This window comes from Nocardiopsis sp. Huas11 (assembly GCF_003634495.1).
Taxonomy (GTDB): Bacteria; Actinomycetota; Actinomycetes; order Streptosporangiales; family Streptosporangiaceae; genus Nocardiopsis.
Genome location: NZ_RBKY01000001.1, coordinates 1,569,043 through 1,580,609, shown reverse-complemented (window position 1 = coordinate 1,580,609; position 11,567 = coordinate 1,569,043). Strand labels below are relative to the sequence as shown.

The 11,567-nt window shown below is 72.1% G+C and carries 11 protein-coding genes; 7 read left to right on the top strand and 4 right to left on the bottom strand.

All coding sequences use genetic code 11. The annotated features are described in order from the left end of the window. Window positions 1–127 precede the first annotated feature (127 nt). Genes DFP74_RS07050 through DFP74_RS07040 form a run of 3 tightly spaced genes read left to right on the top strand, consistent with a single transcriptional unit; the run spans window position 128 to window position 2,669 of the window. The gene (locus tag DFP74_RS07050) at window positions 128–1,015 is read left to right on the top strand and encodes an ABC transporter substrate-binding protein (RefSeq protein WP_121180954.1); all 888 of its coding nucleotides are present in this window, start codon (window positions 128–130) and stop codon (window positions 1,013–1,015) included. Beyond that, the gene (locus DFP74_RS07045) at window positions 1,012–1,878 is read left to right on the top strand and encodes an amino acid ABC transporter permease (protein WP_121180953.1); all 867 of its coding nucleotides are present in this window, start codon (window positions 1,012–1,014) and stop codon (window positions 1,876–1,878) included. The genes DFP74_RS07050 and DFP74_RS07045 overlap by 4 nt, the downstream gene beginning before the upstream one ends. Continuing rightward, window positions 1,875–2,669: an amino acid ABC transporter ATP-binding protein gene (locus DFP74_RS07040; RefSeq protein ID WP_121180952.1), complete on the top strand. Its 795-nt coding sequence runs from the start codon at window positions 1,875–1,877 to the stop codon at window positions 2,667–2,669. Before DFP74_RS07045 ends, DFP74_RS07040 begins: the two co-directional genes overlap by 4 nt. Here the strand turns inward: DFP74_RS07040 and DFP74_RS07035 are convergent. Then, a complete protein-coding gene (locus tag DFP74_RS07035; RefSeq protein ID WP_199725528.1) occupies window positions 2,647–3,324 on the bottom strand; it encodes a hypothetical protein in 678 nt (225 codons plus the stop codon). The two genes, DFP74_RS07040 and DFP74_RS07035, sit on opposite strands and share 23 nt — an antisense overlap. 219 nt (window positions 3,325–3,543) lie before the next feature. Here DFP74_RS07035 and DFP74_RS07030 point away from each other — a divergent pair, with 219 nt between their 5' ends. Further along, window positions 3,544–4,398, top strand: a complete 855-nt coding sequence (locus DFP74_RS07030) for an NPP1 family protein (RefSeq protein WP_121180951.1) — start codon at window positions 3,544–3,546, stop codon at window positions 4,396–4,398. 103 nt (window positions 4,399–4,501) lie between these two features. Here DFP74_RS07030 and DFP74_RS33795 read toward each other — a convergent pair whose 3' ends face one another. Both DFP74_RS33795 and DFP74_RS07025 read right to left on the bottom strand, forming a co-directional pair. Further along, window positions 4,502–4,672 (bottom strand): hypothetical protein, encoded by a 171-nt coding sequence (locus DFP74_RS33795; RefSeq protein ID WP_199725526.1) that lies wholly within the window; start codon window positions 4,670–4,672, stop codon window positions 4,502–4,504. Window positions 4,673–4,711: 39 nt separating this feature from the next. Beyond that, a complete protein-coding gene (locus DFP74_RS07025; protein WP_121188092.1) occupies window positions 4,712–5,854 on the bottom strand; it encodes an acyl-CoA dehydrogenase family protein in 1,143 nt (380 codons plus the stop codon). A gap of 306 nt (window positions 5,855–6,160) precedes the next feature. On the opposite strand from DFP74_RS07025, the gene DFP74_RS07020 reads away from it, so the two are divergent. The 3 genes from DFP74_RS07020 (at window position 6,161) to DFP74_RS07010 (ending at window position 9,870) form a co-directional block, all read left to right on the top strand. Further along, entirely contained in the window at window positions 6,161–8,182 is a 2,022-nt protein-coding gene (locus tag DFP74_RS07020) for an MDR family MFS transporter (protein WP_121180950.1), read from the top strand. 165 nt (window positions 8,183–8,347) lie between these two features. Next, complete coding sequence (locus DFP74_RS07015) at window positions 8,348–9,490, top strand: acetyl-CoA C-acetyltransferase (protein ID WP_121180949.1); 1,143 nt, start codon at window positions 8,348–8,350, stop codon at window positions 9,488–9,490. 65 nt (window positions 9,491–9,555) lie between these two features. Next, window positions 9,556–9,870 carry a hypothetical protein gene (locus tag DFP74_RS07010; protein ID WP_121180948.1) on the top strand — a complete coding sequence of 105 codons (315 nt, stop codon included), beginning with the start codon at window positions 9,556–9,558 and terminating at the stop codon, window positions 9,868–9,870. A gap of 47 nt (window positions 9,871–9,917) precedes the next feature. Here DFP74_RS07010 and DFP74_RS07005 read toward each other — a convergent pair whose 3' ends face one another. After that, on the bottom strand, window positions 9,918–11,351 hold the full coding sequence (locus tag DFP74_RS07005) for an FAD-binding oxidoreductase (protein ID WP_121180947.1): 1,434 nt from the start codon (window positions 11,349–11,351) through the stop codon (window positions 9,918–9,920). Window positions 11,352–11,567: the final 216 nt, after the last annotated feature.

The following is an 11,567-nucleotide window of genomic DNA, read 5'->3' as shown; positions in this document are numbered from 1 at the left end:
CGTCCCCCGCGGTGTCGACTCCCTGCCACGGCCTGCTCCCACAGCGTTCCGTGACCGATATGACCTGGCACGAACCGGGAGGTATCGGTAATTTGTGGACAGCCGTCCCCCATGAACCGGAGTCCCGATGACCTCTCCCACCCGTCCGTCCCGCCGATTCCGCCTGAGCCTCGGCGTCGTGGCGGGAACCGCCGTCCTCGCCGCGGCGGCCTGCGCCCCCGCGGACGAGGAGTCGACGGACCCGGGCGCCGACGCGGCCGTGGAGTGCGCGCCCGACCAGCTGCCCACGCTGACCGAGGGCACGCTCACGATCGGGACGGACAGCCCGGCCTACCCGCCGTGGTTCGTCGACGACGACCCCTCCAACGGCGAGGGCTTCGAGTCGGCGGTCGCCCACGCGGTCGCCGAGCGGCTCGGCTACACCGACGAGCAGATCGCGTGGAACGTCGTGACGTTCAACAACGCGATCCAGCCGGGGCCGAAGGAGTACGACTTCGACATCAACCAGTTCTCCATCACCGACGAGCGCCGGGCCGCCGTCGACTTCTCCAGCCCGTACTACGACGTGCGCCAGACGGTCATCGCGATCGAGGGCACCGAGGCCGCGGACGCGGCCTCCCTGGCGGACCTGGCCGGCCTGAGCCTGGGCGCCCAGGTGGGCACCACCAGCTACGACGCGATGGTGGAGACCGTGGCCCCGGACGAGGAGCCGCAGGTCTTCAACAACAACGACGACGCCAAGCAGGCCCTGGAGAACGGGCAGGTGGACGCGCTCGTCCTCGACCTGCCCACGGCCTTCTACGTCACCTCCGCCGAGATGGAGGACGCCGTGATCGTGGGCCAGCTCCCGGCGACCGACGCCGACACCGAGCAGTTCGGCCTGGTCCTGGACCTGGACTCGCCGCTCACGGACTGCGTCACCGAGGCCGTCGACGCCCTGCGCGAGGACGGCACGCTGGCCGAGCTCGAACAGGAGTGGCTGTCGGAGGCCGCTGACGTTCCCGAGCTGGCGTGAGCGGCCCGGACGTCCGCGACGCCCACGTTCCGAGCGTCCTGGAGACCGAGCGGATCGCCTTCCGCCGCCGCCAGGGCGTGCGGTCGGTCCTGATCGGCGCGGTCTCCACGGCTCTGCTCGGCGGGGTCCTGGTCAGCGTGGTGATCGGCTCTCCGGGCTGGGACCGGGTGCGCGAGACCTTCTTCGACCTGGGCGTGGCCCGCGAGGCCCTGCCCGCGGTGCTCACCGGGCTCTGGCTCAACGTCCGGGTGCTGGTGTTCTGCGCCCTGGGCTCGCTGGCGCTGGGTCTCGTCGTGGCGATCATGCGGACCCTGCGGGGACCGGTGTTCTTCCCGCTCCGGGCCCTGGCGACCTCGTACACCTACGGGTTCCGCGGCGCGCCGCTGATCATCGTGCTGTACCTGATGACGTTCGGCGTGCCGGGGCTGCGGCTGGAGGGCACCCCGAGCGTCCTGGTGCTCGGCGGGATCGCGCTGGTGATCACCTACGGCGCGTACATCGCCGAGGTGTTCCGGGCCGGGATCGAGTCCGTGCACCCCAGCCAGATCGCGGCGGCCCGCTCGCTCGGCCTCACCTACCCGCAGACCATGCGCCACGTGGTCCTGCCGCAGGCCGTGCGGCGGGTCTCGCCGCCGCTGCTCAACGACATGGTGGCGCTGCAGAAGGACGTGGGGCTGATCTCGCTGGCCGGCCCGATCGACGCGATCCGCGCCGCGCAGATCGCCACCGCGCAGACCTACAACTTCACGCCGTACATCGTGGCCGGTGTGCTGTTCGTGCTGATGGCGATCCCGCTGGTGGCGGTGACCGACTGGGTGACCGTGCGTTCGGCGCGGCGGCAGTCGGCGGAGGGGGGACGATGAGCGAGCTGGAGCGGCTGGTGCGCCTGGACGGGACGGACACGGAGTCCGTGCCGGTGCTGCGGGTGCGCAACGTGCGCAAGGAGTTCCGGGGCACGGTGGTGCTCGACGGCCTGGACCTGGACGTGCCCGAGCACGGCGTGGTGGTGCTCATCGGCGCCTCCGGTTCGGGCAAGTCGACCCTGCTGCGGTGCGCGAACCTGCTGGAGCCGATCAGCGACGGATCCATCCACCTGGACGGCGAGCACATCACCGACCCCCGGGTGGACCCCGACCGGGTGCGGCGCCGGATCGGGATGGTGTTCCAGTCCTTCAACCTGTTCCCGCACATGTCGGTGCTGGACAACGTCACGCTGGCCCCGCGCCGGGTGCACCGCCGCGACCGCGCGGAGGCGACGGAGCGGGCGCGGGAGCTGCTGGGACGGGTCGGCCTGCTGGAGAAGGCCGAGGAGTACCCCGACCGGCTCTCGGGCGGGCAGCAGCAGCGGGTGGCGATCGTGCGGGCGCTGGTGAACTCCCCGCGCCTGCTGCTCCTGGACGAGGTCACCAGTGCGCTCGACCCCGAACTGGTGGGGGAGGTGCTGGACCTGGTCCGCGGCCTGCGCGACGAGGGGATGACGATGCTCCTGGCCACCCACGAGATGGGCTTCGCCCGCCAGGTCGCCGACACCGTGTGCTTCCTGGACGGGGGGCGGGTCCTGGAGCAGGGGCCGCCCGCGCAGGTGCTGGGCGACCCCGAGCAGCCCCGGACCCGCCGGTTCCTCCAGCGGATCATCGACGCCGGTCGGCTGTGACCTGCTCCCGCGGCTCCAGGAAGTAGGCGCCGATCGTGGCGGCGGCGGAGGCGAAGACCGCCACGGAGTAGACGGCGAGCGCGACCTCCATGAACCGGGCGAACGTGCCCCCGGCGGCCAGCGGTTCTCCGGTGATCGCCGCGAGCGCGGTCTGGTGCAGCGCGATGGCGTACTCGTCGTAGGAGCCCACGAGGTAGAGCAGCTGGCTGGAACCGAGGACGACGATCGTGGTGACGACCGCCAGCCACGTGACGCGGCCCGACAACAGCCGGGTCGCCGAGCGCGAGCCCCGCAGCGTCGCCGAGACCACACCGCCCAGGCGGGCCGTGCGCAGGAAGAGGAAGGCGCGGCTCAGGCGCAGGAAGGGCAGGGCCAGGAACACCACCTGCCACCAGTTGCGTGCCCAGAAGCGGCGCTGGTCGCGCGCCACGTAGGCGCGTAGCGCGAATTCGGCGACGAACAGGGCCCACAGCACCCAGCCCAGCCAGGCCAGCGGGGTGCTCACTCTGGGAGACGTGGCCAGGGCCTGGCCGAGCACCACCAGGACGAAGATCAGCCCCAGGGCGCCCATCGGTTTGTCGAGCCAGCGGGCCAGGGACTCGGCGGCCTCCACGCCGCGCCGTGCCGGCCCGGCCGGTTCCGTCGGTGCGCTCATATCCGCCCCCTACCCGATCCGGCGGCGGCCGGGGCGGGCGCGGCGGACCGGTCCGGAACCGTCCGGCGGGTGACGCCCGTCCGAGTCCGGGCGGAACGGCGCGGGAACCTCACCGAACCCTCCTTGTGCCGGGGCGAGCGGCGCGGTTAGCGTTCCCGGGCACGCGTCCGCCCCCACAGGGCGCGTGCGCCCGGACCCCGTTCTCCGGAAGGAACCCCCATGCCCGGATCCCTCGACGCCCGCGTGACACCGCGCCCCGCATCCGACCACACCGACACCCCAGGGCCCGGCCGACGACCGCTCGGCCGGGCCCGCCGTCTGGGCGTCCGCGGCCTCGTCGGCGCGCTCGCCCTGGTCCTCGCCCTGCCGGGCATCGCCCTCGCGGCGCCGCCGCCCGCCCTGCCCGCGGCCCACACCGCGGACGAGGGCAGGTGGCAGCCCGCCTTCGACTACGACACCGACGGCTGCTACCCGACCCCCGCGATCGGCCCGGACGGCACCCTCAACGGCGGCCTCAACACCTCCGGGGCGCTCAACGGCAACTGCCGTGACCGGTCCGACCTGGACAACACCAACTCCTACGCGCGCTCACGCTGCGACGCGAGCGGCTGGTGCGCCTACATGTACGCCCTCTACTTCGAGAAGGACCAGGTGCTGCCGGGCTGCTGCGGGCACCGCCACGACCTGGAGCACGTGGTCGTGTGGGTCCAGGGCGGCCAGGCCCGGTACGTGTCCGCCTCGGCGCACGGCGACTTCGACACCCGGCCCGCCGACCAGGTGCTCTGGGAGGGGACGCACCCCAAGATCGTCTACCACAAGGACGGCGCGTCCACCCACGCGTTCCGCTTCGCGGCCGGCCACGACGACCCGCCGGAGAACCACTACGGCGTGTGGCAGTACCCGGACCTCGTCGGCTGGGACCACTTCCCGCCCGGGATCCGCAGCGCCCTGGCCTCGGCCGACTTCGGCAGCGCCCAGCTCGACCTCAGGGACGACCGGTTCGGGTCCGCGCTGGAGCGCGCCCGGCCCGCGGGCATCGACTTCGACCCCTACGCCCAGGACGCCCGGCTCTGAGCCGCCCGTGAGCCGCCCACGGCTCCGCGCCCCCGCCGGGGCCCGCCTCCCTCAGGGGAGAGGGCCCCCGGCGGGCGGCGGCGCGGGTGCGCATGGCCGGGCCTCAGCGCCAGGACCACGCCCACAGCAGCAGGCACACGAAGACGAAGAAGACCACGATCCCGCTGGTCGCCCAGGGGATGTGGACCTTGGGCCGGAGCTTGCGCACGCCGATGACGAGCAGCACGACCAGCAGGCCCATGACGATGAGGCCGTCCCACGCACCGGTGAACATGGTGTTCGACCCTTCCGAGGGCTGTAGGGGCTCAGGGGGTCACAGGCCCAGTCCGCGCCCGACGATCTCCTTCATGATCTCGGTGGTGCCACCGTAGATCGTCTGGACGCGGGAATCCTGCCAGGCCCGTGCCACCGGGTATTCCATCATGTACCCGTACCCGCCGTGAAGCTGCAGGCACCGGTCCATCACCCGGTTGCACATCTCCGTGGTCCACCACTTGGCCATGGCGGCGTCCTCGACGGTCAGCTCGCCCTCGTTGAGCAGGGCGACTCCGCGATCGACGTAGGTGCGGCCCAGGTCCACCTCGGTCGCCAATTCAGCCAGGACGAAACGGGTGTTCTGGAAGCGCCCGATCGGGCGGCCGAAGGCGGTGCGGTCGCGGCAGTACTCGATCGTGTGCCGCAGGATGCCGTCGGCGGAGGCGACGGCGCAGGTGGCGATGGACAGCCGCTCCTGGGGCAGGTTCTGCATCAGGTGGATGAACCCCTGGCCCTCGGTGCCGATGAGGTTGGCCGTGGGAACGCGCACGTCCTCGAAGAAGAGCTCGGCGGTGTCCTGCGCCTTCATGCCGATCTTGTCGAGGTTGCGGCCGCGTTCGAACCCGGGGGTGCCGCGCTCGACCGCGATGAGGGAGAACCCCTGGGCTCCGGCCTCCGGGTCGGTCCGGGCCACGACGATCACCAGGTCGGCGTTGACGCCGTTGGTGATGAAGGTCTTGGCGCCGTTGACGACGAACTCGTCGCCCTCGCGCACCGCCGAGGTGCGGATGGCCTGGAGGTCGCTGCCGGTGCCGGGCTCGGTCATGGCGATGGCGGTGATGAGCTCGCCGCTCGCGAACCCGGGCAGCCACCGCCGCTTCTGCTCGTCGGTGGTCAGGCCCACCATGTAGGGCGCCATGACGTCGTTCTGGAGGGTGATCCCCAGACCGCTGCCGTGGGCGCGGCAGATCTCCTCGTTGACGACGGTGTTGTACCGGTAGTCGTGCAGCCCCGTGCCGCCGTACTCCTCGGGCACGCCGTGGCCCAGCAGACCGACCTCGCCCGCCCTCAGCCACACCTCGCGGGGCACGATGCCGTCCTTCTCCCACTGCGCGTGGAAGGGTACGACCTCGCGCTTGAGGAACTCGGCGACCGTCTCCCGAAAGAGGTCGTGGTCGGCGTCGAACAGGTTCCGCTTCATGGACGGCTCCGGCGGGGTGAGGGCGGTCACGTACGCCCCACGCTAACCGAATCTCATTCGGTTTAGAAGGGGCGGCGCCGAGCAGGAGCAAAGATCGCGGCCCGGGGCGCGGTTCTCCCGGGCTGCGGCACAGCTGGGGCCCGGCGGATACTCGCGGTCTGAGCGGACGAGGGCGCGGGTGGCCGACGCCAAGCAGGAGCAAAGATCGCGGCCCGAGCGCGGTTCCTCCGCGCTGTCGGCGCGGCCCGTTCCTACTGTGGCCCCAGCGGGCCGCGGGGACCGCGACGGTGTGACGGGGGAGAGGCGATGGCGCAGCGCGGGACCGGCCACAGGGGGCGGCGGAGCCACGGGGGCCCGCGGATCGCGGTCATCATGGCCGCGCTCATGCTCAGCGTGCTGCTCTCGGCCCTGGACCAGACCATCGTGTCCACGGCCCTGCCGACGATCGTCTCCGAGCTCGGCGGGCTGAACCACCTGTCGTGGGTCATCACCGCCTACCTGCTCGCGGTCACCGCCAGCACGCCGCTGTGGGGCAAGCTCGGCGACCAGTTCGGCCGCAAGCAGCTCTTCCTCGGCTGCATCGGGATCTTCCTCGCGGGCTCCGCCCTGTGCGGGATGGCCCAGGACATGCTCCAGTTGATCCTGTTCCGCGGCCTCCAGGGCATCGGCGGGGGCGGCCTGATGGTGCTGGCCTCGGCGATCATCGGCGACGTGGTCTCGCCGCGCGAACGCGGCAAGTACCAGGGGCTGTTCGGCGCGGTCTTCGGCGTCTCCAGCGTGGCCGGGCCCCTGCTGGGCGGACTCTTCGTCGATCACCTGAGCTGGCGGTGGGTGTTCTACGTCAACCTGCCCCTGGGGCTGGTCGCGTTCCTGGCCGTCCTGGCGGTCCTGCCGGCCACCCGGCCGGAGGGGCGCGGCCGGGTCGACTACGCCGGGATCCTGATGCTGGCCGGGACCGCCGTGTGCCTGACCCTGGTGGCCGCCTGGGGCGGTTCGGTCTACGCCTGGGGCTCGCCCCAGGTGGTCGGCTCGGGGGCCGCGGCGCTGGTCCTGGGCCTGGGCTGGTGGTGGAGCGCCCGCCGGGCCGAGGAGCCGGTCATGCCGCTCGGCCTGTTCGGCAACCCGGTGATCGTGGTGGCGATGGCCATCGGCTTCTGCGTGGGCTTCGCGATGATGGGCTCGATGGCCTACCTGCCGCTGTTCCTCCAGGTCGTGCACGGGCTCTCGCCGACGGCCTCGGGCCTGCACCTGCTGCCGATGGTCGCGGGCATGTTCCTGACCTCGATCGGCAGCGGCCGGCTGGTGACGCGGACCGGTCACTACAAGGCGTACCCGGTCGCGGGCATGGCCGTGACGGCGGTGGGCCTGTACCTGCTCTCCACCATGGGGCCGGACACCTCGCTGGTGGCGATGGGCGCCTACTTCTTCGTCCTGGGCTTCGGTCTGGGGCTGGTGATGCAGGTGGTGGTCCTGGTGGTGCAGAACGGGGCCGAGTACCGCGACCTCGGGGTGGCGACCTCCAGCGCGACCTTCTTCCGGTCGATCGGCGGCGCCTTCGGGACCGCCGTGTTCGGGTCGGTCTTCTCCGGCCGGCTCGCCGCGAACCTCAGCGCCCGCGCCGACGAGATCAGGCTCCCGGCCGGGGTGGACGTCGCGGCGCTGGAGAGCGACCCGCGCGCCATGGACGGGCTGCCTCCGCAGACGCAGGCCTCGTTCCTGGGGGCCTACGCCGACGCCATCGACGTCGTGTTCCTGTGGGCCGTGCCCATCGCGCTGGCCGGGTTCGTGCTCGCCCTGTTCCTGCGCCAGATCCCGCTGCGCACCACCGTGGGCAACCCGGACCTGGACCAGACCATCGCGCCCGTGGCCTCCTACGGCCGCGACGGCCTCGCGCACGTGGAGAAGGCGGTCTTCCGGGCCTGCGGCAGGGAGGGCGCGCACGGGATGTACCAGCGGCTGCGGGAGGCGGCCGGCCTGGAGGTCACCCCGGGTGGCTGCTGGGTCCTCAGCCACCTGGGGGCGACGGGGCCGCTGACGACCGAGGAGCTGGTGGAGATGACCGGCCTTCCGGCCGAGCGGTGGGAGCAGGTGCGACGGGAGCTGCTCGACGCCGGCCACCTGGTGGGCGGCCAGGAGGTCTGGGAGCTCAACCGGCGGGGCGCCGACGCGGTCCGCGCGCTCTTCGAGGCCCAGCGCACGGCGCTGCGCTCCCTGCTCGCCGACTACGCGCCCGACGAGCACCCCGAGGTCGTGGCCGCGGTGGAGCGGATGACCGCCGACACGCTCGGGGACGAGGGGGACGGGGCCGACCTCGGCCGACCCCGGTGAACCGGGCGTGTTCCGCGGTGCGGCGGCGTGCGCGGGGAACACTGGGAGAGCGGGCCCTGAGCGGCGTCGGCGCACCCCTCGGCAGGGGGCGGTCACTTGCCAGGACCGTTAAACCGAATACAGTTCGGTTCAGAACCGTCACCCCAGCTCCCCTTGGAGGGCCCCGTGGCCGAGGCATTCATCGTCGGCGCAGTCCGTACCCCCGTCGGCACGAAGAAGGGCGCGCTCGCCGGCGTGCACCCCGCCGACCTCGGCGCGCACGTGCTCAAGGAGCTCGTCCAGCGCACCGGCGTCGACCCTGTGGCGGTCGAGGACGTCATCATGGGCTGTGTCACCCAGGCCGGCCCCCAGGCGCTCGACCTCGCGCGCACCTCGTGGCTCTCGGCCGGGCTGCCCGAGTCCGTTCCGGGCGTCACCATCGACCGCCAGTGCGGCTCCTCCCAGCAGGCCCTGCACTTCGCCGCCCAAGGCGTGATGTCGGGGACCCAGGACCTCGTCGTGGCCTCCGGCGTGGAGAACATGGGCATGGTCCCCATGGGCGCCAACGTCCAGTTCGCGATCGACAACGGGCTCTCGCTGTACGGCGAGGGCTGGACGGAGCGCTACGGCCTCCAGGAGATCTCCCAGTTCCGCGGGGCCCAGCTCATGTGCGAGAAGTGGGGCTTCAAGCGCGAGCAGCTGGAGGAGTTCGCGCTGGAGAGCCACCAGCGCGCCGCCAAGGCGATCGAGGCGGGCTACTTCGACGACCAGGTCGCGCCGCTGGCCGGGGTCGAGCGCGACGAGGGCGTGCGCCCCGACACCACCCTGGAGAAGATGGCCGGCCTCAAGGCCCTGCGCGAGGGCTGGGAGCTCACCGCCGCCGTGGCGAGCCAGATCTCCGTGGGCGCCGGCGCGGTGCTCATCGCCTCCGAGCGCGCGGTCGAGCAGCACGGGCTGACCCCGCTGGCCCGCGTCGTCCAGCTGTCCCTGGTCGGCGACGACCCGGTGTACATGCTGACCGCGCCCATCCCGGCGACCCGCATCGCCCTGGACAAGGCCGGGCTGAGCATCGACGACATCGACGTCACCGAGATCAACGAGGCCTTCGCCCCCGTCCCGCTGTCCTGGATCGAGGAGCTGGGCGCCGACCCGGCCAAAGTCAACCCCAACGGCGGCGCGATCGCCCTGGGCCACCCGCTGGGCGCGACCGGCACGGTGCTGATGACCAAGCTGGTCAACGAACTCCACCGCACGGGCGGCCGCTACGGCCTGCAGACCATGTGCGAGGGCGGCGGCCAGGCCAACGTCACCATCATCGAACGCGTCTGACCCGGCTGTCGGACCCCGCTTGTGAATGGCCTACGTGGTCGCGTGCGTCCACGTAGGCTTTTCGCATGAGCCAGGTGACGTGGAGAGCGGACGGCGAACTCGTGCAGCGCGTGAGGCGCACCGCTGAACGCCGGGGCGTGAGCATGAACGAGTACGTGACACGTGTGCTGCGCGCCGCTACGACCCCCGATCTCGAAGGAGACGAGGCGCACGCCATGCGGTCCGAGCTCGCCCAGGCCGGTCTGCTGGACTTCTCGGCGGCTCCGGCGGCTCCCTCCCGAGGGCGTCGGATCACCGACCGACTCCGCGGTAAGGGCGACGTGCCGTTCACGAAGGAACAGCGCATGGCCCTGGCCAGGGGTGGCGATGACGACGAGTAGTGGTCGGGCGTGGCCACCCTGTTCGATGACAACGTGCCCGGTCTCCGTCAGCCCATGCGGGGCGGCGGTGCCGTGGCGGTGGGCATCTCGCGGGCGGGCCGGATGTTGTGGTTGCGGTGGAAGACGTTGTCCGGGTCGAACTCGGTCTTGACCGCGCTCAGCCGCACGTAGTTGTCCTCGCCGAACCCGCGCACGACGCGTGCCTCCCCCTCGTCCCCGGTGAAGTTGAGGTACACGTCCCCCGTGGCCCACGGGTGCATGTCCGCGCGGATGTTCCGCACCCACTGGAGGGCGCGCGCGTCGTCCTCGGGGTCCTCCCACATCGCCAGCGGGTGGACCGCCCATGCGGCGTGGCGCCAGGGCAGGGGGTAATCGGCCTGCGAGCGCGCGACGGCGCCGCCGAGCCGCCACATGGCGTGGGCCGTGGGAGAGGGGATGACCATGCCGTCGGCCCGTGCGCAGAACGCGTCGACCGCCGGGTCCGGCAGCGAGGCCAGGTGCTCCACCGACCAGTAGTTGCGGTAACCGGGCGGGTCGTCCAGCGCCTTCTGCATCTCGGCGTAGGGCATGTCGGTGACCATCTCGACCTCCGGCCCCAGACGGGTCAGCGGCGCGGCCAGACCTCGCAGCATCGCCTCCGGTCCCACGCACGTGAGTACCACCGCGCACACCAGCCGGCCCACCAGGTCCTCCGGCATGAACGGCTCCGGCTGCGCGACGAGGTAGATCAGGCCTCCGCCGATCTCGTCGGGGGCCTGCGCCATGAAGTCCCGCCACGTGCGCGTGACCTCGGGCCCGTCCTCGGGCAGGAACAGCAGCAGGCCCATGGAGAACTCCGGCATCGGGTGCAGCCGCAGCTCCATGCGGGTGGCGACGCCGAAGTTGCCGCCGCCGCCGTGCAGGGCCCAGAACAGTTCGGGGTTGTCGTCGGCGGCCGCGTGCACCAGGTCGCCCTCGGCGGTGACGAGGTCGACGCTCAGCAGGTGGTCGCAGGCCAGGCCGAACTTGCGCTCGATCCACCCCGAACCGCCGCCGAGCACGAAGCCGCCGACCCCGGTGGTCGACACCCGCCCGCCGGTCGTGGCCAGGCCGTGCCGCGTGCTCGCCTCGTCCATCTGCCCCATGACCGTGCCGCCGCCGACAGCGACCAGCATCGCCCGGGGGTCGACCTCCACGTCGTGCATGTGGCGCATGTCGATGACCAGGCCGCCCTGGGTGAGGCTCATCCCGGCGACGCTGTGCCCACCGCCGCGGACCGCGATCTCCAGCCCCTCGGCGCGGGCGCACTCGACGCTGCGGCGCACGTCGTCGGTGGTCGCGCACTGGGCGATCACCGCGGGCCGGGTCTCGATCATCGCGTTGAAGAGCGTTCTGGCCTCCTCGAACCCGTCGTCCACGTTCGAGAACACCTGCCCCTCGAAGCCGGAGCGCAGACGCGCCAACGCGGAGTCCGACAGAGGCTGCACCTTGAGCTGGGCCATGGCTGTCTCCCTCGTGAGAAGGGCGTGCTCCGAGGCCGGGACGGGTGTCGGATCCGAGGACCGCGCGTTCTGCACGCGTGACGCCGTGAACACGTCCTACAGAGAACAGTAGGCTCGTCCGAGCGCGCGGATAAGCCCCTTCCCGCTGTTCACAGCGGTACAGGGCCGCGGCCCCGGCCGCCTCGGGGCGGCGCCCGGGCGGCTCGTGCGCGCTCG